This is a genomic window from Hyalangium sp., from assembly GCF_045802625.1.
Classification (GTDB): Bacteria; Myxococcota; Myxococcia; order Myxococcales; family Myxococcaceae; genus Hyalangium.
Genome location: NZ_JBJMQP010000051.1, coordinates 25265 through 47492, shown reverse-complemented (window position 1 = coordinate 47492; position 22228 = coordinate 25265). Strand labels below are relative to the sequence as shown.

Here is a 22228-nt window from a genome sequence, read left to right as displayed (position 1 = left end):
ATCACTCCTGGGGGAACCTGGCCTGAATGATGGCTTTGGGCCGCATCAGCTCTTGAAACAGGTGCATGCCCTGATGCGGGCTGAAGAGATCAGCATGGCTCGTCGGGAGGTTCTGGAGAACCTTGTAGGCGTTGAGCCTCTGGGCTCCGTGGCGGAACGCGGCCTGATCCTGGGTGAAGATCGAGATCACGAGCGCTCGCCGGGTAGGAGCCTGCCGGACGGACTGGTTGGCGAGCTCGAAGGGATCCTCGCCGTCGTCATAGTAGCGGATCCCGAGTGCGGGATAGGGCATCTCCTCCGTGATGAGCGGAGAGAGGTCCGTGCAACGCGCGATGAGCAGCTCCCGATCGTAGAGGATCTGCGAGCCCGCCGCCCCGCGCTCGGCGATCTGCCGCGCGTGCTCATCCAGCACTCCCAGCTCGGTCCGCTCGTCCGCCGCCTCCCCGCGGTGAAGCCGCGACGCGCTCTCGATCAACAGCCGCTCGAGATCGCCCGCGAAGCCGCGCGGCGCGTAGACCCGCTTGGTCGAGTCGCAGCGGTTGCCTCGATCCATCGTCATGCCCGCGATGAGGTCCCTCGCGGCGGCGGCGAGATCCGCATCGGGGAGGATGATCGCGCCCGAGCGCCCACTCCAATAGGGGATCGCCTTGTGGTTCGGGCGGAACGCCAGCGGGCCGTAGATGGCCTGGACGGTCGCGTCCTCTCCAAAGACGACGGACTGCTCCGTGCTGGAGACCAGCCGCTGCATGGCCGCGCGATCTTCCTCGCTGGAGCTGTCGAGGTAGAGGAGGTTCGGTCCTCCCTTGAGCCCCTGCTCGAGGAGCGCCCGCACGAAGAGGAAGGCGCTCAGCGGCTCGGCGTTGCTGGGCTTGGCGATGACCCGCGCGCCAGCCAGGACGGCGTGGGCCAGGGCCCATGGGGCCAGCGTCACCTCGTCCCCGGCGAGCACGAGCATGGAGGTGAGTCCGCCGCAGTACGTCACCCCGCCCATGGTGAGCTCGCCGCCGGACCAGCGCCCTACCCGGTCCAGGTACGCGTCAATCCTCCCGAGCCACTCGTTGAAGCGCGCCACCGACGCGCGCACGTAGCGCAGCGGGCTGCCCGTCGCCGCGGAGATCTCCCGCATCTGGGCGGCGGTGATCCATAGGCCCTCCCGCCCGATCGCGCGGAGCAAGGGGACCGGATCGCGGGGCTCAGGTGAGGGGGCGCTGTGCGCGCACTTGAGGGCGAAGCCCACGTCGCTGGGAGCTGTTCGAGGGATCGCCCATGCGCCGGCCTTCCGTGAGCCTTCCGCGGCCACGAACCGCCCATTGAGGATGTTCGAGATCAAGATCTCTCCCGGGGATCGGAGTCAACCTGCCGCACAGCCCTGCCGGATGCGCTCGCGATCCAGAACGCGTGCCATGCCGCGAAACTTCGGAGTGGGCGCGCCGCAGGGGCACGGGCGAGCGTCGAAGGTCACCTCATCTCCCACGAGGTAACGGACGTACCGGCTGCCTTGGTGGAGGCCGGTAACGCAGACCAGCCCCCGCTCCCCATCCGCGACGTGACGGCCGGTCGCTGGATCGATCACCTCGATGAAGACCAGCCCCGGACGGAGGTGCAGGCCGTCATTGTGCTCGCACTCCGCGGCGATCAAGCCCACCTCGGCGGCTCCATAGAATTCAAAGAGGATCGTCTTCCCTGCGCGCGCAAGCTCATTGGCCTCCCAGACCCGTTGCTTCAGCCGATGCTCGGGATTGTCGCGGGGAGCCCCCGTGGTGAGGATCACCCGGATGCGGCTGCCGATGTAGTTCTCCTGATCGAGATCGAGCAGATCCGAGAGGGTGATGCCCTTGGCGACTGCCCCCTTGGGGAGACTGGGCGGCAGGCACAGGAAGTTGAAGCCGCCCACCTCGCGCAGCCCCGAGGTGAGTTGGTGGAGCACCTGCTCGGGGGTTGTCGCCGAGAAGTGCCGGTTCTCGACAGTGAAGCCGTGACTGTTCCAGCAGTCCTCGGTGAACTTGCCCGCGATGTGGCCCGGGTTGAAGGCGTTGAAGCACCGGGTCATCCACTCACGAGGGATGTGCGTCGCCACGCGAGGGAAGGCCGCCGCGTGCAGCCTCCAGTCCTGCGCCGTGTAATAGACGGCCTTGGGCTTCCCCGTGGACCCTGAGGTCGTGAACTTCTTCGCGAGCCGCGAGTCCGGCGGCAAGGCGTTCAGCCCGTCGCGGCCGCGGAGGCCAGCGGGATAATGATCTGGGAGCAGGTGGAGATCGCCGATGCTCGCTTCGTCAGGCCCCATCCGTGGCAGCTTCTCGAAGTCTTCGAGCGAGGAGATACGCCCATCCTGGAGGCCCGCACGCTTCCAGCGCTCGCGGTGGAAGGTGCACGCGTTGAAGGTGTCCTGGATGAAGGCGCGAAGCAGCGGGAAGATCCGCTCGTTCGTGAGGCCAGGATCCGTGACGTCAAGCTCGGTGTCCCCGAAGCGCTGGGTGCGGTTCAATATCCCGGCCTCCGAAATTCTTGGAATCCGAGTAATACGCTATTTCCACCAAGAGATCCACTGAGGCCAAGAAGCTGCGCCCTCACCGCGAGGAAGAAGCCGGTGAGCAGCGGAGCGGAGCAGGGACCGATCCGAAGCGTGGTGACGTGTCCCAGCAACTCCTGGATGACCTCAGTGAGGTGGACCCCAATGGCTGGGGCAGTCTCATGGATTCTTCAGGGGACCGGAGGTGGGGGGATGCTTACGGCCGGGAGGCATGAAGGGCATGTAGCAGGTCCCCTTGTACATCTGGCCGCCGAGCTCCTGGCACTTCTCCATCTCCCACGCCGCCTCCGCCCAGCACGCTCCGTTGAGGGCGACCAGCCACTTGCGCGGGCAACGACCCTTCCCATCGGGCCGCACCTGCTCTGGCTCCGGCTCGGGTAGGGTGTCCTCGCTCATCCCCTCCGCCATGGAACCAGAGGGCGGCTTGTCCTGGACTGCGACCGTTGCGGCATCACCGAGTCCCGCTGTCCCTGCATCCGGGGAGTCCGGCTTCACGGGCTCCGCGCGTGCCACGGAGGGCCGTTCTGGGGGCAGCTCATACGAAGCGCTCCTCCCCTCCCACACCGCCAGGGCCAGCCCCGCCGCTGCCGCCGGCACCCAGAGCCACGCGTGTCTCCGAGGCGTTCGAGTCCGAATGAGCGGACGCAGAGAGGGCTCCAGGATGAGGTTGTTCCGCAGCGTGCGCGGCAGCCGCACCCCCTTCAGGTGGAGACAATCTTGAGGAAGCGCGGCGTAGCAATCGCGGCGACGGAGATCGCTGGAGCCTGAGGCCCGTGTTTTCTGAGGATCGTTTCCACTCCAGGGTGACGCTGCGCGGGCCTTCGGCCTACGTGACATGGCGTGGACGTGGGCTGATCCGCGCTGGTAGCGTCACTGGTCCGCCCTGGAGGAACGCATGCGGTGGCACTACCTAGCGGCAGGAATCCTTTCAGCGCTGGCGCTGACCGGCTGTCCCTCGGAGTTTGGCAAGGTCTGCGGGCATGGCCAGCAACACTCGCAGGCGTGTCTTGAGTGCGGAGGGCCGCCCTAGGTGCGGACGGACGGTTTGCGCAAGCGGGTGGCCACCCTCGTAGGGCTGCTGTTGCCAGTGCCGGTGCTGGTGCTGCTGTGGGGGTTGCTGCGGCCAGAGGTACCTACGGACATGCCACCCGGGGCACACGTCAGCCCTCTGCTCACCCATGACCAGCGCATGCGTTTGATGACATATGGGCGGCACTGCGAATCGAGCAAAGAGTGTGAATCGCCGCTGGGCTGCTTGTTTGATGGCCGGTACCCGCGCTCCACTTGCGCGGACAGCGAGTGCCTGACGGATAAACAATGTCTAGAAGGCGCTGTCTGCAGACGCCTTGCCACCTTGGGAGGTGGACCGCAGGTTCGTCGCTGCGTCCCCGTGGGTCCACGCCAGGAAGGTGAAGGCTGCGTCGCCCTTCCGCGCGACAAACGGAACGCCTGCGCGGCCCAATGGCTGTGCGGTGGCCGAGAGAACACCTGGTGCGCCCGGCCTTGCCAGCTGGGTAAACCCCAAGGTTGTACCGAGGGCTTCTTCTGCGCAGACACCATTCCCCAGCCTCTGTGCCTACCCACCTGTGCCAACGGGCAATGCCCCGCGGGGCAGCAGTGCATCCCGTTCGCGGAGGGCGCCTCGGTATGCGCGCAGGTGTATGGCCCCCAGTGCCAGCAGAGCTCTTGCCCTGATGGCCGCAAGTGCCATGTGGAGTACGAGCCCGCGTACCCGGGCAAGGTGTGGATGGAATGTATCGAGGAGTGTGGCGACGGCCTCCCGGCCTGCGGTGCAGGCAAGGCCTGTGACGGCTGGCATTGCCTGCCGTCCTGTAATCCCAACGGCCCGCCCGATGCTTGTGGCGAGGGCTATCATTGCAGCCGCAGCTTGGAGCAAGGTCCTTTCACATGCCAGCCGCTGTACTGGGATTGGACCATGGGAATCTGACTCATGGATTCTTCAGGGGACCGGAGGTGGGGGGACGCTTACGGCCGGGAGGGATGAAGGGCACGTAGCAGGTCCCCTTGAACATCTGGCCGCCGTGCTCCTGGCATTGCTCCGGCTCCCACGAGGTTTCTTCCCAGCACGCTCCGTTGAGGACAACCAGCCACCTGCCAGGGCAACGTCCCTTCTCATCGGGTCGTATTTGCCCTGGCTGCGGCTCGGGCAGAGTGTCCTCGATCATCCCCTCCGCCGTGGAGCCCGAGGGCGGCTTGTCCTGGACTGCGACCGTTGCGGCATCACCGAGTCCCGCTGTCCCTGCATCCGGGGAGTCCGGCTTCACGGGCTCCGCGCGTGCCACGGAGGGCGGCTCTGGGGGCTGCTCATACGAAGCGCTCCTCCCCTCCCACACGGCCAGGGCCAGCCCCGCCGCTGCCGTCGGCAGCCAGAGCCACGCGTGTCTCCGAGGCGCTCGAGTCCCGAGGGGCCGCTGGGAAGGCCTCACCGGTGAGACAGGCTCCAACTCCTGCGCCAGCTGCGCCGCCGTGCCGCGCTGCTCAGGGTGCACCGAGAGCAGTCGCAGAATGAGCGGACGCAGAGAGGGCTCCAGGATGAGGTTGTTCCGCAGCGTGCGCGGCAGCCGCACTCCCTTCAGGCGCCAGGTGCCGTGCTCATCCCGGAACGGCTCCCACAGCTCGGGGTACTCGCCCGTCAGCAGCCGGCACGCCGTGACTCCCAGCGAGTACAGGTCATCGGCCGCGGAGGGGCGGTAGAGCGCGCTGGTATCTCCGTGGAATTGAATCTCGAAGAGCCAGGACTCCGGAGAGCGGTACAGCGGTGTGCCCGGAAATCCCATCGCAGGCGTGAGCGCGGCCGCACCTGGGTACAGGCCGGTGCCGAAGTCCATCAGCATCACTCGCTCATCCTCGCGGCGGACCAGCACATTGTCCCCCTTGAGGTCTCGGTGCACCGCCCCTTGTGCATGGAGCACCGCCAGCGCCTGCGCCAGTTGCGCCAGCCACTGCCTCACCCGCGCGGGAGCTGGCGGATGATGCCGGGCCTGTTCATACAACGGCTCGCCCTCCACCCAATCCATGACGAGGAAAGGGTGGAGCGTGCCGGAAGCGGACTGCCAGCTGCCATGATCCACCAGGCGAGGAATGCTGGGGTGCTCGCTTCGGGAGAGCAGCACCACCTCACGGGCGAAGCGAGGGTCATCCGGGTGCAGTGCCAGCTTCAGGGCCACCGGGGAGGAGTGCTCGTTGTGCCTGAGCACGGCTCGGTAGACGGCGCCGTGGGCTCCTTGGCCCGCCAAGGCCTGCACGCGCCAAGCCCCCACCCTGGTGCCCGGAGGCAACAGCGCGGGATGGAGGGCGAGGGAGGACAGGCTGTCCATGGCGTACCTGGGGAAGAGGGAGGCACCAGTGCGGTCTCCCCTGCGTAGCCTACCTCAGGCGTAGGGATACCCGCGATACGGCCCGGACTCCTATCTGAGACAGAAAGGCGCCGGAGCATCGTTGTCCAGCACCTCCACCGAGATGTCCAGCGAGGGCCTACAGCCGTGCAGCTGCTGGTCGCACTGGTAGGGCTCGGGGCGCTGACAGTCGGCCGTCTCCGAGCACCCCTGAATCCAGTACTGCGGCGCCTCCGGGTCCATGACACGCATCAACACCGAGCCCCGCTGGCGGCAGCCATGGGGCGGTGGCTCCGGGATGGCGCAGGCTCCACCGGGCCAGGGGCCCGCCGCATTGCGCAAGCAGACCCCGCCTCCACAGTCCGCATCGGTCTTGCACTCGATGCCCAGCGGCACCCCACAGTCCCCGTCGGCCACGGGCGGCGTGAACACCGGTGGAAGAGAAGGGCACATCAGCGGCGTGGAGACGATGTGCCAACCGGCGGCCAGCGGGGCCCCGGTGGGCGAGTCCTCGGCCGAGAGCGGCTGGGGCGCGCGGATCAGGCTGGTCTGATGCTCGCTGCCCAGGAAGGGCTCTGACTCGTCCTTGCGCCCGTTGTGGTTCTCATCCCGGTAGGCAGCGAAGCGCGCGATGCCATAGCGCGCGCCAGAAGGGGCGGTGGCCAGCAGCCCATCCCCCGGCTCGTCGAACAGATTCACCTCGAAGGCCCGGAAGTACTCCGCGCCATGCGCCGTCCCCGGCTGTTCGGCCAGCACGCTCATGCCCGCCGCGCCGCCGGGGTTCCAGAACAGCGCGAGGGTGACCTGGGGCTGCTTCTCGTTCACGGAGGAAGAGGTGCTCACCACCTTGCCCTCCACCGTGTAGAGCGGCGGGCCCGAGTACAGCCCATCGACGAGCGAGTCCCCACACGCCACCGCCGTGCCCGCGAGCACCCCGACGAGCGCCCGGAGCCACGGGGAGCTGTCCCCGCGCTTCCCCTTCACCAGCGCCATACGAGTCCTCCCGAGCCCCACCAGGTCAGGGGGGACGCCAGCTCCTGGCCCCGCGCCACGCCGTCCTGGCTCGTGGTGTGTCCGAAGAGTCCCGTCACCGGCCCTCCCTCCAGCCGCAGGGCCGCGCCCCCGCCCAGGTGCCGCTCCACGGCCAGGATGCTGCCAATGGCCACGCCCAGGGCCCGCCGGTCCTCGACGGCCCGCTGCGTGTCGAAGGTCTGCCGGTGGAGCACGCTCTCGGCGAACAGCCCGAAGGCCACGCTCGCCCAGCTCAAGTCCACGAAGCGCTGGAGGCTCACCCCCAGGCCGAGCTCGTCATGGCGATGCCGCAGCCCCCCATCCAACGCCGCGCCCTGCGAGGTGGCGCCGCGCAGCCGCAGCCCGAGCGAGCCCCAGTCGAAGTCCAGCCCGTAGCCCACGCTCAGCTGCGGCGAGGCCCTCTCGCCCAGGAGCATGGCCCCCCGGGCCCCGCCAAGCAGGGAGACGCTCTGGACGAAGCGCTTGTCGCCGCCGCGCCGGCGCACGAGCCTGTCGTAGCGCACCGTCTCGAAGGGCAGCGCGGCCAGCTCCACCAGCGCCCCCGCGGCGAGCGTCACCTGGTATTCGCGGTACTCGTCCCGCTCGCGCTGCTGCACGAAGTACTGGCCCGCGGGCAGGGACAGCTCGCGCAGCTGGCGCTCGGGCGCCACCTCCGCCACCACCGCCCCACCCCGCCGCCCATCCCTGAGCAGGTAGAGCGCCGGAGCCCCCAGCCGCAACCGGCCCAGCCGTCCCTGGGCATCCTGGAGGTTCGACAGCACCAGATCGCCCCGCCCCTTCACGTCCCAGGAGTAGGTGGGGTGCTGCAACGCCACCGTCTGGCCGCTCGAGCGCAGCGTCTGGGTATAGGCGTAGCTGTAAGCCTCCGTCAGCGTCACCTTGCCGTCGTCATCCTGGTCGGCCGCTCCGCGCAGCGCGTTCACCAGGTGGTGGGTGAAGAACGAGCCGCGCAGCTCATCGGACTCCTGGCTCGACTCACCCGCGGCGCTCGAGGTGAGGATGGCGAGGCCCTCGCTGGTGAGCTCGTCCCAGAGGGAGATGCGAAAGGACTCGGCGGCGGTGACGCCCTTGACGCGGGTGACAGCGCCCGAGCGGCATGCGTCCAGCACGAGCAGCCGCACCCCCGCGGGCGAGCCCTCCACGAGCGTCTTGAGCTCCTCGAAGGGCAGCTCCGTGCCCCCGAGGTGGAGCGCCGTCGCATCGGCATGCCCCGAGTAGAAGACCACGAGCGCGGTGGGGTGGCCCTCCCCCGCCTGAGCGCGGATGGTGGCGTTGATCTCCTGGAGCGTGCGCCGCACCGAGGCCGCGTCCTCCCCGAGCACCAGCACCGTGCGCTGAGAGGAGACGCGCCCCTGCTGGCGCAGCACCTCGGCGAAGGCCCGCGCATCCGACTCCGCGTACAGCAGGCCCACCTCGCCGCGAGCCCCCTGATCATGGCCAATGGCCACCAGCCAGGTGCGCTCGGGGAGCGCCCGGGCCGTGAGGGGCAGCAGGAGCAGCGCGAGCAGCAGCCCCCCGGAGAGCGGGAGCGAGGCCCTCATGGGCCCTTCCTCAGGACGAAGGGCGTCAGCGTGCACGGCTCGGGACACACGGGCCGGGCCTCTGGCCCCGTGGAGGTGCAGGCAGGCGGCCCCACCGCGAGCGGACAGTGGACCAGGTAGAGCGTCTCGCGGCCCGGCTGGGCGTCGAGTGCCACCGCGCCGGGCAGCTCGATGCCGTGGCCCGCCGCCATGCGCGTCTGGACGCCGGAGTCCAGGGGCCACGCGGTGTACAGCGCCCCCGAGGCCTCCACCCCGAGGACCTTCACGTACCCTTCCGAGCCCAGGTCCACCGTGAAGCGCAGCCGATCACCCGGCGCGAACGGCTCCCCGCTCAGCACCTCCTCGGCGTGGTCTCCCCGGAGCCGGAACACATGCAGCGTGGGCGAGCCCTTGAGGCGCGTGCCCGGCGCCGCCGGCTCCTCACCGGGACGCACCAGCAGCAGGACAATGGCCGCGGCGGCCACCGCCGTCAGGGGAAGGCTCAGGCGGCGCAGCAGGCCCCACAGGCGCTCGGGGAGCGGCGCGGGCTTGTCGAGCCCGCTGCGGATGCGCCCCAACATCACCCGGGCGTCCACGCCGTCGAGGGCGTCGAAGCCCGCCCGGCGCTCGGCCATGCGTGCCTGACATCCGGCGCAGCCCGCCACGTGCTCGGTGGTGCGCTGAGCCAGCTCGCGCGAAAGCTCGCCCGCGTGGAGGCGGTCGAGCGTGAGCTCAGACGGGCACCCGGGGCCACCGGCGCGAAGGGAGAGAAAATCAGGAGGGCTCATGAGTCGGTCCCCGCGCCCGGAGCAGCCGTGCTCCGGGGCTCAATCTGTTCTTGGGCCCAGGCCTGGAAGCGCTCGAGCAGGTTGCCCACCGTGCGCTTGGACACCCCGAGCAGCTCGGCGGCCTCCTCGTGCGACATGCCATCGAGGAACACGTACACGGCGGCGGCGGCCTGGCGCTCGTCGGCGGTCACCAGCAGCCTGCGCAGCAGCACCAGATCCTCGGGCCGGGTGGGATCACTCCGGGAGGACTCGTCCGCCAGGGGCCCGACGTGGGCCTGGTGGAGCTCGGCGCGGCGAGAGCGGTCGCGGATGAGGTTGAGGCAGTAGTTGGTGGTGATTTGATACAGCCAGGTCGTCAGCTGGCTCTGCTCCCGGAAGCCGCCGACGGAGCGGAAGACGCGGATGAAGATCTCCTGCGTGGCCTCCTCGGCGTCCCCGGGGTTGCCCAGCAGGCGCAAGGCGCGCCGGTAGACCCGAGGGCCGTGCCGCTCGAAGAGCTGAGCGATGTGTCGCGAATCGGAGCTGCTCACCATGTGCAAGGATATCCCCATCATGGTCGATTCGGACCGGCTCATGGCTCCCCCCACCCTTTGGACCCGTGGCGCATTTTTTCGGGCAACGCGCCGCCACCGGGCGGAGGTCCGCCCGGCGCGGGTCTGGACACGTGGCTCAGGGGCCGTTGGCGCAGACGTTGTGCTGCGCGTCGAAATGCTGACCCGGGGGGCAGAAGCAGTGGTAGTTCGAGTCGTTGCCCAGGGCGCACGTGGAGCCACCGGCGCACTGCAGGGGCGGGGTGCCGAACTCACACACGTAGGGGCTGGAGTTCCCGCAGTACACGTCATCCCAGTAGCCGGTGGTGTACATACGAGCGCAGTTCTGCCAGCCGTCCTCGACGCCGTCCATGTCGTTGGGCTCACCCGAGTTCCAGTTGAAGTAGCTGGCGGCGTAGCCCTCGGGGGTCTGCCAGCCCGCGGACGTGGACGACTGCCCGCTGGCCTGATTAATGCCGATGTACGTCAGGTCGGTGATGATGGAGGTGATGGCGGCATTGGCCCCGGAGTTGGCGGGGGTCGCGAGCCGGCCGCCCATGGCCGTGCAGTCCGCCTTGGCATCCGCCCACGTCTTGCCGCTCGAGTAGAGGTGGTACAGCAGGCCGCCGTAGGTGGTGTGGTTGGCGGGCACCGGAGCGCACTGGTCGGGCAGCAGCGCCGCCTGCTGCACCTGGAGATCGGAGACAGAGCCCGTGTTCGCCTCGTCCGTGGCGACGCCACAGCCCCCGAAGAGGAGCGCCGCGAGACCCAGCAGCATCGGACGAGACACAGCAGACAACGTGCGGACATTGCGCATGACAGACACTCCTTGCGGTAGGGGTAGGGCCGCTCCCCGGAGGAAAGGGGATGCCGGGAGCCGCCGTGCCCGCCTCTCACCGGGGTGAGCTGAGCGGGAGCACGTCTATTCAGACCCGCGAGGGGAAAATCCGGGCAACGGGTATTTTCCTTCGAATTTTCCCCGAACCGCCCTACGCCGGAGTGCCTCAGGCCGCGGTGATGAAGGCGTCGTGCACGGCGGTCAGCCCGGCCACGGCCTGCTCCTCCTTGACCACGCAGCTGATGTTCATCTCGGACGCGCCCTGGCTGATCATCTCGACGTTCACCCCGGCGGTCCCGAGCGTGGAGAACATCTTGCCGGCGGTGCCGGTGGAGAACTTCATCCCCTCGCCGACAATGGCGAGGATCGCACGCCCGGGCGTCACCTCGACCGCGCCGAACTGCTCGAGCGCCGCGCGGACCCTCTCCGGATCCTCGAGCCGCTCGACGGTGCACGAGATGCTGACCTCGCTGGTCGAGACGAGATCGACCACCACGCCGTGCTCCGCCAGGGTGCCGAACACGCGCGCCAGGAAGCCGTAGGCGTGGTACATGCGGTTGGAGGTGATGGTGAGCACGGTGATGCCCCGCTTCACCGTCGCCGCGGTGACGCGGTTGGCCCGCTCGGCCGGCAGCGCGGCAATCACCGTGCCCTCGGCGTCGGGCCGGAAGCTGTTCTTGATCCGGATCGGCACGTTGGCCGAGACGACGCGCTCCATGGTGAACGGGTGGAGCACCTCGGAGCCGAAGTAGGTCAGCTCGGCGGCCTCGGCGGGCGAGATGCTCGAGAGCACGCGCGCGCTCGGCACCTTGCGCGGATCGGCGGTGAAGATGCCGTCGACCTCCTTCCACACCTGCAGCTCGTCGACCTGAGCGCGGCCGAGGCCCGCAGCGATCATCGCGGTGGTGAAGTCGGTGTAGCCGCGGCCCACGGCGCCGAGCAGCCCGCCGGGCACCATGCCGAAGAAGCCGGTGACCACCGGCACCTCGCCAGCGCGCGGCCGGCACCGCTCGCCCAGCAGGCCTTGCAGCCGGCGGAAGAAGGCCGGGTTCACGCTCGCCTCGTCGTCGGGGACGGCGTGCGCCAGATCAGTGAACACGGCCTTGAGGCCCCGGTCATTCAGCACCGCGGTGAGGATGCGCGCCGAGAGCTTCTCGCCCACCGCGAGCACGTTGTCCTGGGAGCGCGGCGACAGCTCGCGGATGACGGAGATCGCGTCGAGGAAGCTCTTCAGCCGGGCGAGCTCGTCGATGACGAACTGCTTCGCCTCGTCTCGGACGGCGCCTTCGCGGACGCTGTCGCCGAGCGCCTTGAGGTGGTTCTGCTCCATCAGCTCGAGCTCGCGAGCGAAGGCAGCGCCCTTGCGCGCGGCGTCCGAGGCGGCGAGCAGCAGGCTGGTGGTGCCCTCGCTCTTGGTGGTGCCGCTCATGGCCGAGACCACGGCGATGACCGGCTGCCTGGCCAGCGTACGCTCGATGATTCCGGCGACGTTCTTCATCCGCTCGCCATTGCCAACGCTGGTGCCGCCGAACTTCTGAACGATGATCCCCATGCTCGAGCCGTGCCCTTCCTTGTGGGAGTCCCTCTACACCAACGGCCAGGGTAGGGGGAGTACGGGGAAAGTTTCCAATGGCTCGGGAGGAAAGGAGGATTTCTTCCATTCCGAGCCAACGTTTCCAGTCGAAAGTCGAGCGCCACTTCCCGTCAACGGGAAGTGAGCGCCGGTTCCCGTCAACGGGAAGTGAGCGCCACTTCTCGTCAACGGGAAGTCATGAGTTCTCCAGAACCTGTCGGACAGCCCTACAGGTTCGCGCCATGCGCCATCCGCCGAGGCGCATCCTCCTGGGTAGATCGCGAGCAACGTCAGATGCATCGGGGGCAGGCCACGTGCCGTGCAGCAGCGGGACTGGCATGAGGTGCAGCGGCACCCTTCAGCAGGGGACTTCTCGCAGCGAATCCACATAAAGTGCGGGAGAGCCACGGAACTGGGGCAGTCTCAGTGACGAGCGTCCAGGCGTCAGCGTCGGGCGCGAGGCCGCCCCCGCAGGGGGGCCGGAGGCGAAGCACGGGCGTCACCCGGCGGCTCCTCCCCTTGCCCTTGGCAGCCCTCTAACCTGATCCCCTCCTCGCAAGAAGGGGGTGGCACATGAACCTGTGGCGTCTTCTGTGGGAGGCCGAAGCACTCTTCCCCGGGTTGCTCGTCGCCAGCGCCGGAGGAGCGGCCCTCGAAGGGCTTGCCGCATGAGGAGCCCGGGAGCGCGCCGGTCCTCGCGGTTCCTTGCGGCTGTCTGCCTCTTGCTGCTGGCTGTCTTCATCGCGCCAGGGGCGCACGCGTCTGACGAGACGGGCCAGGTGCGGACCGTTGTGGGGGCGGGTATTTCTCAGGGTACCGCGCTGGGTAGCGCGTGGGCGCCGCGCACCTCGTACAGCGTGAGCCTGTGGGGCCTGTCGGAAGCAGGCCAGGGCGTGGGGGCGCGCTTGAGCTTGCTGCCCCCGGCCACCTCCGCCGGGGCATGGGAGCTGTCCACCGACGCGGTGGCGCGCTTCACGGGGGAGGGGCCGCTGTACTTCAAGGTCCTCGGTGGAGCGGCGCTTACCCCCCGCTCCTTGTGGCCTCCCCGGCTGCGCGCTGGCGGCGAATCCGGAGTGCACGCAATCCGTGGCGGCATCGGGCTGGAGGTGGGCCTTTCGGGCGTGTACGCGTTCCCGCCCTCCAGGCTCTCGCAAGGCGAAGGGGTGCTCTCCCTCGGGGTGGGTATCCTCTTCGGCTTCGGCACACCGTCCCGCACGCCTGCCCTCGCCCCGCCTCAGCGCCAATGGGCGCAGCAGTCCGCCCAGAGTCCACAAGGCGCCTTGCCGCCACGTGGCCCAGGCCCCTCCTCCGCGGCGGAGGCGAGGACGGCGGGGCGTGCGCCCGCTGCTTCGGAGGTGGCGCTCACCCCCTTCGGAGAGCGGGACGTGATTCAGCAGATTCTGCTGCTCCAGACACCCGGGGCCGTCCAGTCCTGGTGGAACTCGGGCCCCTGGGAGGACATACAGCACTGGAGCCACCCGCTGTCCGAGTGGGAACTCAAATACGCCGAGGACATGAGTGCGGAGACGGTGCCCGAGGCCCTCCGCATGTGGCCGCTGGTGACGCCCGAGCGCCTCACCCCCGAGCAGCTCGAGGACATGGAGCGACGCCTGGGCACGGGAGCCGCCGCCGCCGAGGGGTATGCCCACTGGGAGAACCGGCGGCGCATCGTCAAGCACTACTTCATGACTCACCCAGCCACCCTTCAGCAGTTGCTGGGGCTGTATGGGTTGGCGAGGGATGTCAACCCACTGCACTTCGCGCTGGAGCGCGGGTGGCAGATGGGCAGTGGCCAGGAGATGTTCACCGAGCAGGGGGTGTCCCAGCTCGGCGCGGCCCAGGAGTTCTTCAAGGCGCTGGCGGTGGGAGTGGCCGCTGGCAAGTTGATGACCGCCACGCGGCCCGTGCCCGGGTGGGGTGTTCCGGAGCCTGTGGAGCCGGTAGGCCCTGGCAGGGTAGAGACTCCACCCGCTCCGCCGAGAGCCGTGGAGCGTGCTCCAGAGCCCGCTCCGGCGCCCGCACCGCCCCCTCCGGGACAGCTCGAGCCCTCTCCGGAACTGGTCCAAGCGCTCACGGGCAAGAACCCAACGCCCCAGGTGCCCGTCGGCCCGCGTCTGCGTCAGGACGTCATCGTCAAGCCGGAGGTACCCAGATTGTTGCCACTGGAACGACCCATTAGCCCCAGCCCCAGGCAAAATGCGCAAATCCAGAGGGACATCAAATATCTGCGGGACGAGCTAGGCGCTGAGAACATTCGAGTGAACCAGCAGCAGCTCAACCAGGAGAACAAGGCGCGCGTGGGAATCAATCGGCCGGATCTGCAATTCGACTACAACGGCCAGCGCTATCATGTGGAGTACGATTCACCTACTTCGGGCCGTGGCCCTGGCCACCAGTCGCGCCTCACCGCCAACGACCCGGAAGCCATCATCATCCGGATCATCATCCCCGAGGAATGAGGCGGGCCTGAATGACGCAAGAGATGAAGGGACTGCTGCTGGAGGACCGTTGGGCGCCTGTCACCTCAGAGATGGGCTTTCTGGAGCTGGGGGCAGAGCAGGCGGCGCAAGCCTTCGCCACGTGGCAGAGAGGGCTGCCGACGTCCCGTGACAGCACCATCGAGGTGATCCCCGTCTCGGGCACCTTCGAGCAAGCCCTCTCCCGCCTGCTGCCCCTGACCAGTGGGGAGAGGCAGCGGCGGTACCTGTTCATCCCGACGCGCAGCGCCTGGACAGCCTACGTCAACAGCGTGTGGACCGGGACGGATGCCGCCAGCCCCATGGGCACCATGGCCCGGAGGTTGAGCATCCGGTGCCTGCGGGTGGTCGCCGTGCCCCACACGCTACGCGGGGATAAAGGCCGCTATGGTGGGGTGATGCTGGATGTGTTCGGCCCGGACCAGCCGGAGAAGATCCTCAACTATGTGCGCAGCATTTATGCCGCGAATGATGGAGGACGCTGGGTCTTCGGTCACTCCGGTGAGCCCTTCCCCTTCGAGCAGGTGGAGCAGTACCAAGCACGCCGGGTGAGGGACCGGTTCACCTTTGAGATGCTCAAGGACTACCTGCGCCACCTGGGGCTGGCTCCCTTCGAGGAGGACTTCTACCTGCCTCCGGGCTCCCGCGCGTGGCTCATCCAGAAGACAGGCCCCTTCACCACCGTCGGGCGGGAGTACACGCTGGAGGAGGCCCGCGCCGCCCGCGTGTTGTGACGCACCCCAGGCGGAGGACGGTCTGGTTCCCGTCAACGGAAAGTGAGCGCAGGCTTCGACAAGCGCAGCCCGGACGAAGTAGTGAGGAGTCATGACGACCCTTCACCAAGCCTTCGCCCAGCTCCACGTTCCCGGAGACCCACTGATCCTCTTCAACGCCTGGGACCCGGGCAGCGCCGCCGCGGTCGCGCGCGCGGGCGCCAGGGCGATTGCCACCGGCAGCTTTTCGGTCGCCGCGGCTCACGGGTTTGCCGACGGGGAGGCGCTGCCGCTCGAGCTCGCACTGGCCAATGCCACGCGCATCGTGAAGGCGGTCGAGCTGCCGGTGACGATCGACTTCGAGGGCGGCTATGCGGCCGATCCTGCGGGCTGCGCGGCCCACCATGCACAGCTGGCGGCGACCGGGGCGGTGGGCTGCAACTTCGAGGACCGTGTCATCGGCGGCGAGGGGCTGCACGAGACGGCGGCCCAGGCCGCCCGCATCGCCGCGGTGCGCAAGTCGGTGGGTGCTGGCTTCTTCATCAACGCGCGCACCGACATCTTCCTTCAGAACAAGCCTGACACCCATGACGAGGCCAAGGCCAAGGCCGCCATTGCCCGGGCCATCACTTATGCCGAGGCCGGAGCGAGCGGCTTCTTCATTCCGGGGTTGAGGGATCTCGCGCTGATCCAGCGCATCTGCCGCGAGTCACCGCTGCCGGTGAACGTTCTGGCATTCCCCGGGGGTCCTTCCACAGTGGACTTCGCGCGCGCGGGTGTTGCCCGGATCAGCCACGGCCCCCATCCCTACCGGCTCATGTTGAAGGCGCTCGAGGATGCGGCGCGCACGGCGCACCTGCGTTCCTGAGAAGCCATGCCGTCCACTTGAAGGCCGAGGCCCCCTCGAAGCGTGGCCTCTCCTGCCCCGACGCATTGCGTTGCCCCGAGGTGGCGCCTCGTCTATGTGGGGGCCATGGCCTCCCCTGCTCTGCACCAACTCCTCGAAGGCAAGCGCATTGGGCTCGTGCTGTCGGCGGGCTTCTTCGGTTTCTACGGGCACACCGGCTTCCTCAAGGGGCTGACGGCCGCGGGGATCCAACCGGCTGCCTATGCGGGCACCTCCGCGGGAGGCATGGTGGCGGCGTTCGCCGCGTCGGGCATGCCGCTGCGCACGCTGGAGGAGCTGCTGCTGAAGCAGACGCGGAAGAACTTCTGGGATCCGGATCCGATCGGCGCGGTGAGGGAGGTACGGCGCGGCCACGGCTTCACGGGCCTGCTCAAGGGCGCGCTCTTCCGCAGGCTGCTGGAGGATCACCTGCCGGTGCGCACCTTCGAGGAGCTGCCGCACCCGCTGCTGCTGGTGGCGGCGAACCTCACCGAGGGCACGCACGAGGTGTTCACCTCGGGAGAGCTGGCGCCGCGCGTCCACGCCACGTGCGCGTACCCGGGCCTGTTCCGCTCGGTGCCCATCGACAGCAGCTACTACTGGGACGGCGGGCTGGTGGACAAGGCACCGGCGCTGGCGCTGAGCGAGAGCGCGCTCGGCAAGGAGCTGGATGCGATCCTGGTGCACTACCTGCCCAGCCGCACGCGCAAGGTGCTGGGCGGGCCGCTCGTCTATGCGCAGGGGCTGGCCACGGCCTCCGCGGCGCTGCGGCATGATCACTTCCGCCTGCAGCTCACCATCCTGGAGTCCCGGAAGGTGCCCGTGTACGTCGTCACCTCGAACCTGCCGCCGGTGACGCCCACCACGCTGGAGCGCGGCTTCGACGCGCTCGATCAGGCGCGGCTCTCGGCGGAGCGCGCGCTGGCACGCCCCCCCCAGCCCTTCGAGGAGGGGTGACCCCCCTCACCTGCCTCACCGGACGAGGGAGCGAAGCCGTTGGGCCGCCTCGGCCCCCACCGCTGGCACCCGCGCGCCATCCAGCAATCCGGCCTGCACCAGCACGGAGGCCTGATCCCAGTACAGGTGCTCGAAGTCGACCTTCCCCTCCTTGAAGCCGACGACCACCACCATGACCACCTCCACCTTGCGGCCGGTGGGCGCAACTCCGGGGAGGATCCAATCCATCTGGATGCTATGGGTGAACGAGAGCACCATCTCGTCCACCAGCGAGGTGGCGCCCAGGGTCCGGGACAGAGGAGTGACTCGAATGTCCGGAGGGAGCTGCGACAGGAACGTCTTGGCGTAGAAGGTCCGGGCCTGCTCGCGTCCTTCGCCGCCCACGAGCGTGGGGGCAAAGAGGATGTGAGGGCTCTCCGTCATCGTCTCGAGCGCCTGGTCGGCGTTGCGGGCTCTGAACTCGGCGGCCATGTGCTGGCCGAAGACATCGGCGTGGTGCTTCTGCTGGGCTTCAGGAGAGGTGGGCTCGCTCATGGGCTCTTGGCATCCGGCAGAGGGTGGGAAAGAGAGGGCAGCATAGGAGGCTCACGGCCCCGGCACGCTGGGAATTCTTCGCACTGGCTCCACCGGCCGGCTGTAGTCGACGCCCTCCATGGCGAACCCGTGAATCCGCAGGAACTCGTTGTAGAAGGCCTCCCGGTCCCCGAGCCGCGGCAGGTTCTCCGTCGTCACCTGCTCCCACCGGCGCGCCACCTCCTCCTGTACGTCGCCGCGCAGCTCCAGATCATCCAGGCGGATGCGCCCCTCCTCGTCCACCGCCACCGGCGAAGCCCCATAGAGCCGCTCCGAGAACAGCCGGTACGCCTGCTCGATGGGCCCTTCGTGGAGCCCCTTCTCCTTCATCACCCGGAACAAGAGGATGGTGTAGAGCGAGCTCATCGGCAGCACGGCGCTGGACTGGGTGACCAGGGCCTTCATCACCGCGATGTACGCCCTGCCCTCCAGGCGGCGCAGGCGCGCGTCGAGGATCTTCGCCGTGGCCTCGAGGTGATCCTTCGCCTTGCCAATCGTGCCGCCCCGGTAGGTGGGCTTCAGGCGCTCGCCGCCGAGATAGGAGTAGGCCACGGTCACCGCGCCCCGCTCGAGCACGTCCGCCTCCTCCAAGGCCTTCATCCACAGCTCCCAGTCCTCGCCCCCCATCACCGCCACCGTCTGGCGGATGCCGTCCTCGGTGGCCGGCTCGATCGTCATCCGGCTCACCTCGCCCGTCTTGAAGTCCACCGCCTTCTCCGTGAAGGGCGGCCCCACTGTCTTCAGCGTGGAGGTGTAGACCTGCCCCGTCACCGGATCGGTCCGCCGGGGCGACGCCAGGCTGTAGACGACCAGCTCCACCTTGCCCAGCTTCTCGCGGATCAGCTCGACGGTCTGCCGCTTCACCTGCTCGGAGTAGGCATCCCCCACGAGGGTGTACGCGGAGAGCCCCGCGGCCTGGGCCGCCTCCTCGAACGCCGCGGCCTTGTACCAGCCGGCCGTCCCGAGCCGTCCCGGCTGCCCAGGCCGCTCGTGGCAGATGCCCACCGTGCTCGCCCTGGCGCCGAAGGCGGCCGTGATGCGCGAGGCCAGCCCCAGGCCGCTGGAGCAGCCAATGACGAGCACCCGCGAGGGCTTGGAGAGGGCGGGCTTGCCCCGGACGTACTGGACTTGCTCCTCCACGTTGCGGACGCAGCCCTCGGGGTGGCTGGTGGCGCAGAGGCTCCCGCGGATGACTGGCTCCACGATCATGGTTCTTCTCACACGGGTTGCGGCGAGCGCGGCCTAGGGGCGCTCGCCCATGGATTGAAGCAGCACCTCACGGCTCCGGATCAGCTTCCCTGTCGCTGTCCGTGGCAGGGCCTGGGAGATGAAGAAGCGCTTGGGAATCTTGTAATTGGCCAGCCTCTCCTTGCACCACTGCAGCAGCTCTCCCGCCTTGAGCCCCGCCTTGGAGCCGACGTAGGCCTCGATACCGTCCCCCTGGAGGACGACCACCTCGTCCACGCCCTCCCGCCCTCTCAGGGCCGTCTCGATCTCGGCCAGATCGACCTTGAGCCCGCCGATGATGGCCAGCGAGTCAGAGCGCCCCAGGATCGTCACCACCTGGCTCGCCTCATCCAGCACGGCCCGATCCCGAGTCCGCAGCCAACCCTCCTGGAAGCCCGCCGGATCATCCGCCTGCAGGTAGGGAGACTGCCCCAGGTGGACGAAGAGCTCCCCCTCGCGCAGCTCGAGCCGGATGCCCGGAGCCGCCTTCCCGGCCGCGGGGAAACACTGGCCGCTCAGGTCCACCGCGATGATGCCCACCTCGGACATCCCATAGGCCTCGCCAATCCCTACCCCGTACCTGTGCTGGAACTGCTGGTGCACCTCCGCGCGCAGCTTCTCCCCTCCGGAGATGGCCAGCCGCAGGTGCTTCAAGGGGCCGCCTTCGCGGGCTGTCGCCAGCAGCTCGTAGTGGAACGGCGCCCCCATGAGCACGGTGATCTCCGCCTCGGCGAGCGCCCTCAGCAGGTCCGAGGCCTGAACCCTCTGCGGGAAGACGATGGTGGCCCCGACATAAAAGGAGTGCAGCAGGCCGGCCGCCACTCCCAGCGAGTGCGTGATCGAGCTCAGCAACAGGAGGCGGTCCGTGGCCTGGATGGTGCCCTCCAGCGCGTCCCAGCGCTTCACCTCGGCCAACAGGGACTCGCCCGTCCGCCCGATGATCTTCGGCCGGCCGGTGGAGCCCGAGGTGAACTGGACCAGGCTGTGCTCCGTCTTGGCGGCGAGGCCCTGAGCGTGGGCCTCCACGATGACGTCCCGCTGCTCCTTGAAGGAGGCGAGCAGCCCCCCCATCTCCCGGGCCTGGATGGAATACTCGGGCTGGCACAGCTTCTTGTACTCGGCGACCTCCGCGGGCTTGAGCCGGTAGTCGAAGAGGAAGACCTGGGCTCCACTGCGCCAGAGCGCCAGCAGCAGGTGGATATAGGTGAAGCTGGGCGGCACCTGCAGCGCGACCGTGCTCCCCGGGCGGATGCCTTCGGCCCGCAGGCGCTCCACCCACTCCTGAACCCCGCTCCTCAGCTCCCGGTAGGTGTGGCGGCTCTGGGCCTGGAGACAGACGGCGTCATCCCGGCCCTTCTCCAGGAGGGTGTCGATCCAGGCGCTCTCGGGACGGGTAGCGGCGAGCATGCGGCGCTACTTCTCCTGCTCGGCGGAGGGCTTCGCTTCCGCCTTGGGACCGAACCCCTCGAGCCGGGTGACGAAGGTGCAGGCCGAGCCGCCCTCCCGCAGGCATTGTTTGACTTCATGCTCGACTGGCTTCAGGCCGAGGCCCTCGAACCAGCCCTCACGCATCGCCAGGCACGGGCACTTGTAGTCGGCCAGGGTGCCCGCGCGCTGCAGCATCTGCAGCGCGAAGTTCCGCACGACGTTGAGCTCGAACGAGCCAGGCCCCGTCAGGTCGACTTTGAACTCGATCATCTCGGGCGGCCACATGAGCTTGGAGCACATGGTGAAAGCGGAGACCGCCTCGGCCAGCTCCATCTCCTGGACGGGCCGGCCCAGGCTCTTGGCGTAGCCGCGCGCCACGCGGCTCGCCACGAACTTCAGCGCCTCCCGGTTGATCTCATTGGCCGCATCGAAGCCAAACCGCTTGGCCACCTCTTGGTACCACCGCCCATCGTGCATCCACCACCACTGGTAGATCTGGTTCAGGCTGGGCTCAGGCTTCGTCGTCATGAAGGCTCCTCCGCTCAAGAATACTTGCGGAATATCAAGCTGGCGTTGTGGCCGCCAAACGCAAAGGAGTTGGACAGGGCGGTACGCACCGGCATCTTCCGGGCGGACCCTGGCACATAGTCGAGATCGCACTCCGGATCCGGATTCTCGAGGTTGATGGTGGGAGGCACCATGTCACGGTGCACGCTCAGCACGGAGATGATGGCCTCCACGGCGCCCGCGGCGCCCAGCATGTGGCCTGTCATCGACTTGGTGGAGCTGATCGCGAGCTTGCGCGCGTGCTCTCCGAAGGCCGTCTTGATGCCCCGGGTCTCGCTGATGTCTCCCAGCTTCGTCGAGGTGCCGTGGGTGTTGATGTAGTCGATGTCCTCCGGCTGGAAGCCTCCATCGTCCAGCGCCCGCTTCATGCACTTGGCGGCGCCCATGCCCTGAGGGGAGGGCATGGTCACGTGGTAGCCGTCCGTGTTCGTCCCATACCCGGCGAGCTCCGCGTAGATCCTCGCGTTGCGCGCGAGCGCATGGTCCAGGGACTCCAGCACGAGCACTCCCGCCCCCTCGGCCAGGACGAAGCCCGTCCTGTCGCGGTCGAACGGGCGGCTGGCCCGGGTGGGCTCCTCGTTGCGGGTGGACAGCGCCCGCATCGCCGCGAAGCCGGCCACGCCGAGCGGGAAGAGGGGGGCCTCCGTCCCGCCGCAGAGCATCACATCCGTCTCATCGTGCTGGATGGACCGGTACGCCTCGCCAATGGAGTTGGCTCCGGCGGAGCACGCCGTGGCGAAGGCCATGACCGGCCCTCGGGCGCCCGTGCGCATCGCCACCGTGGCCGGGGCGATGTTGATGAGCATCATCGGGACGTAATACGGGTTGAGCTCGCGCACGCCACCGCGCTGCAGACAGAGGGCTTGCGCCTCCACCATGGCCTGGCCGCCCGTCCCCGAGCCGATGACGACGCCCATGCGCTCGCTCTCCGGCTCCTTCGCCGGTGAGAGCTTCGCATCCGCGAGCGCCCGGTGGCTGGCCACCACCGCGAACTGCGTGAAGCGCTCCATCAGGCGCGACTCCTTGCGCTCGATGAACTCATCCGGGCTGAAGTCCTTCACCACGCCGCCAATGTGTATGGCCAGATCCTGGACCTTGTACGGCTCGAAGGCCGAGATGCCAGAGCGGCCCGCGGTGAGGTTGCTCCAGAACGTCTCGATCTGCTGGCCCAGGGACGACACCACGCCCAGGCCCGTGACGACCACTCTTCGCTTCATGGTTCGGCTCCTCGTG

General features: G+C 68.5%; 19 protein-coding genes. 4 read left to right on the top strand and 15 right to left on the bottom strand.

From position 1 onward, the window contains the following. Window position 1: 1 nt before the first annotated feature. The 10 genes from ACJ8AT_RS09650 to ACJ8AT_RS09605 form a co-directional block, all read right to left on the bottom strand. Window positions 2–1330 (bottom strand): aldehyde dehydrogenase family protein, encoded by a 1329-nt coding sequence (locus ACJ8AT_RS09650; protein WP_407737364.1) that lies wholly within the window; start codon window positions 1328–1330, stop codon window positions 2–4. 21 nt (window positions 1331–1351) lie between these two features. Beyond that, a complete protein-coding gene (locus ACJ8AT_RS09645; protein ID WP_407737363.1) occupies window positions 1352–2485 on the bottom strand; it encodes a phenylacetate--CoA ligase family protein in 1134 nt (377 codons plus the stop codon). A gap of 204 nt (window positions 2486–2689) precedes the next feature. Further along, the gene (locus ACJ8AT_RS09640; RefSeq protein ID WP_407737362.1) at window positions 2690–2926 is read right to left on the bottom strand and encodes a hypothetical protein; all 237 of its coding nucleotides are present in this window, start codon (window positions 2924–2926) and stop codon (window positions 2690–2692) included. 1553 nt (window positions 2927–4479) lie between these two features. Further along, window positions 4480–5868, bottom strand: a complete 1389-nt coding sequence (locus ACJ8AT_RS09635; protein ID WP_407737361.1) for a serine/threonine protein kinase — start codon at window positions 5866–5868, stop codon at window positions 4480–4482. 90 nt (window positions 5869–5958) lie between these two features. Next, entirely contained in the window at window positions 5959–6879 is a 921-nt protein-coding gene (locus tag ACJ8AT_RS09630; protein ID WP_407737360.1) for a hypothetical protein, read from the bottom strand. Further along, window positions 6867–8459, bottom strand: a complete 1593-nt coding sequence (locus ACJ8AT_RS09625) for a caspase domain-containing protein (RefSeq protein WP_407737359.1) — start codon at window positions 8457–8459, stop codon at window positions 6867–6869. The genes ACJ8AT_RS09630 and ACJ8AT_RS09625 overlap by 13 nt, the downstream gene beginning before the upstream one ends. Continuing rightward, window positions 8456–9226 carry a hypothetical protein gene (locus ACJ8AT_RS09620; protein WP_407737358.1) on the bottom strand — a complete coding sequence of 257 codons (771 nt, stop codon included), beginning with the start codon at window positions 9224–9226 and terminating at the stop codon, window positions 8456–8458. Before ACJ8AT_RS09620 ends, ACJ8AT_RS09625 begins: the two co-directional genes overlap by 4 nt. Beyond that, window positions 9223–9759 carry an RNA polymerase sigma factor gene (locus ACJ8AT_RS09615; protein ID WP_407737357.1) on the bottom strand — a complete coding sequence of 179 codons (537 nt, stop codon included), beginning with the start codon at window positions 9757–9759 and terminating at the stop codon, window positions 9223–9225. Before ACJ8AT_RS09615 ends, ACJ8AT_RS09620 begins: the two co-directional genes overlap by 4 nt. 136 nt (window positions 9760–9895) lie before the next feature. Next, window positions 9896–10573 carry a lectin-like protein gene (locus ACJ8AT_RS09610; protein ID WP_407737356.1) on the bottom strand — a complete coding sequence of 226 codons (678 nt, stop codon included), beginning with the start codon at window positions 10571–10573 and terminating at the stop codon, window positions 9896–9898. A 187-nt stretch (window positions 10574–10760) separates the two neighbouring features. Beyond that, the gene (locus ACJ8AT_RS09605) at window positions 10761–12146 is read right to left on the bottom strand and encodes an aspartate kinase (RefSeq protein ID WP_407737355.1); all 1386 of its coding nucleotides are present in this window, start codon (window positions 12144–12146) and stop codon (window positions 10761–10763) included. Window positions 12147–13072: 926 nt separating this feature from the next. On the opposite strand from ACJ8AT_RS09605, the gene ACJ8AT_RS09600 reads away from it, so the two are divergent. The 4 genes from ACJ8AT_RS09600 (at window position 13073) to ACJ8AT_RS09585 (ending at window position 17200) form a co-directional block, all read left to right on the top strand. Then, window positions 13073–14626, top strand: coding sequence for a hypothetical protein (locus ACJ8AT_RS09600; protein WP_407737354.1), 1554 nt, complete (start codon window positions 13073–13075; stop codon window positions 14624–14626). Between the two features lie 11 nt (window positions 14627–14637). Continuing rightward, on the top strand, window positions 14638–15378 hold the full coding sequence (locus ACJ8AT_RS09595; RefSeq protein ID WP_407737353.1) for a hypothetical protein: 741 nt from the start codon (window positions 14638–14640) through the stop codon (window positions 15376–15378). Between the two features lie 91 nt (window positions 15379–15469). After that, window positions 15470–16225 carry an isocitrate lyase/phosphoenolpyruvate mutase family protein gene (locus ACJ8AT_RS09590; RefSeq protein ID WP_407737352.1) on the top strand — a complete coding sequence of 252 codons (756 nt, stop codon included), beginning with the start codon at window positions 15470–15472 and terminating at the stop codon, window positions 16223–16225. Window positions 16226–16330: 105 nt separating this feature from the next. Then, window positions 16331–17200, top strand: a complete 870-nt coding sequence (locus ACJ8AT_RS09585) for a patatin-like phospholipase family protein (protein WP_407737351.1) — start codon at window positions 16331–16333, stop codon at window positions 17198–17200. A gap of 15 nt (window positions 17201–17215) precedes the next feature. Here ACJ8AT_RS09585 and ACJ8AT_RS09580 read toward each other — a convergent pair whose 3' ends face one another. The 5 genes from ACJ8AT_RS09580 to fabF are packed head-to-tail and all read right to left on the bottom strand — an operon-like array spanning window position 17216 to window position 22212. Then, window positions 17216–17734 (bottom strand): hypothetical protein, encoded by a 519-nt coding sequence (locus ACJ8AT_RS09580; protein ID WP_407737350.1) that lies wholly within the window; start codon window positions 17732–17734, stop codon window positions 17216–17218. Window positions 17735–17785: 51 nt separating this feature from the next. Next, window positions 17786–18982 (bottom strand): enoyl-ACP reductase FabV, encoded by a 1197-nt coding sequence (fabV, locus tag ACJ8AT_RS09575; protein ID WP_407737349.1) that lies wholly within the window; start codon window positions 18980–18982, stop codon window positions 17786–17788. 33 nt (window positions 18983–19015) lie between these two features. Beyond that, window positions 19016–20407 (bottom strand): class I adenylate-forming enzyme family protein, encoded by a 1392-nt coding sequence (locus tag ACJ8AT_RS09570; protein WP_407737348.1) that lies wholly within the window; start codon window positions 20405–20407, stop codon window positions 19016–19018. 6 nt (window positions 20408–20413) lie between these two features. After that, window positions 20414–20956: an L-2-amino-thiazoline-4-carboxylic acid hydrolase gene (locus tag ACJ8AT_RS09565; protein WP_407737347.1), complete on the bottom strand. Its 543-nt coding sequence runs from the start codon at window positions 20954–20956 to the stop codon at window positions 20414–20416. 14 nt (window positions 20957–20970) lie between these two features. Next, on the bottom strand, window positions 20971–22212 hold the full coding sequence (fabF, locus tag ACJ8AT_RS09560; RefSeq protein ID WP_407737346.1) for a beta-ketoacyl-ACP synthase II: 1242 nt from the start codon (window positions 22210–22212) through the stop codon (window positions 20971–20973). Window positions 22213–22228: the final 16 nt, after the last annotated feature.

Excerpts from the sequence above, each read along its gene's own strand:
- ACJ8AT_RS09590 (WP_407737352.1), top strand. The coding sequence starts at position 15,470 with ATGACGACCCTTCACCAAGCCTTCGCCCAGCTCCACGTTCCCGGAGAC.
- ACJ8AT_RS09605 (WP_407737355.1), bottom strand. The coding sequence starts at position 12,146 with ATGGGGATCATCGTTCAGAAGTTCGGCGGCACCAGCGTTGGCAATGGC.
- ACJ8AT_RS09565 (WP_407737347.1), bottom strand. The coding sequence starts at position 20,956 with ATGACGACGAAGCCTGAGCCCAGCCTGAACCAGATCTACCAGTGGTGG.
- ACJ8AT_RS09585 (WP_407737351.1), top strand. The coding sequence starts at position 16,331 with ATGGCCTCCCCTGCTCTGCACCAACTCCTCGAAGGCAAGCGCATTGGG.
- ACJ8AT_RS09595 (WP_407737353.1), top strand. The coding sequence starts at position 14,638 with ATGACGCAAGAGATGAAGGGACTGCTGCTGGAGGACCGTTGGGCGCCT.
- ACJ8AT_RS09625 (WP_407737359.1), bottom strand. The coding sequence starts at position 8,459 with ATGAGGGCCTCGCTCCCGCTCTCCGGGGGGCTGCTGCTCGCGCTGCTC.
- ACJ8AT_RS09615 (WP_407737357.1), bottom strand. The coding sequence starts at position 9,759 with ATGGTGAGCAGCTCCGATTCGCGACACATCGCTCAGCTCTTCGAGCGG.
- ACJ8AT_RS09635 (WP_407737361.1), bottom strand. The coding sequence starts at position 5,868 with ATGGACAGCCTGTCCTCCCTCGCCCTCCATCCCGCGCTGTTGCCTCCG.
- ACJ8AT_RS09630 (WP_407737360.1), bottom strand. The coding sequence starts at position 6,879 with ATGGCGCTGGTGAAGGGGAAGCGCGGGGACAGCTCCCCGTGGCTCCGG.
- fabF (WP_407737346.1), bottom strand. The coding sequence starts at position 22,212 with ATGAAGCGAAGAGTGGTCGTCACGGGCCTGGGCGTGGTGTCGTCCCTG.
- ACJ8AT_RS09620 (WP_407737358.1), bottom strand. The coding sequence starts at position 9,226 with ATGAGCCCTCCTGATTTTCTCTCCCTTCGCGCCGGTGGCCCCGGGTGC.
- ACJ8AT_RS09640 (WP_407737362.1), bottom strand. The coding sequence starts at position 2,926 with ATGAGCGAGGACACCCTACCCGAGCCGGAGCCAGAGCAGGTGCGGCCC.
- ACJ8AT_RS09580 (WP_407737350.1), bottom strand. The coding sequence starts at position 17,734 with ATGAGCGAGCCCACCTCTCCTGAAGCCCAGCAGAAGCACCACGCCGAT.
- ACJ8AT_RS09570 (WP_407737348.1), bottom strand. The coding sequence starts at position 20,407 with ATGCTCGCCGCTACCCGTCCCGAGAGCGCCTGGATCGACACCCTCCTG.
- fabV (WP_407737349.1), bottom strand. The coding sequence starts at position 18,982 with ATGATCGTGGAGCCAGTCATCCGCGGGAGCCTCTGCGCCACCAGCCAC.
- ACJ8AT_RS09610 (WP_407737356.1), bottom strand. The coding sequence starts at position 10,573 with ATGCGCAATGTCCGCACGTTGTCTGCTGTGTCTCGTCCGATGCTGCTG.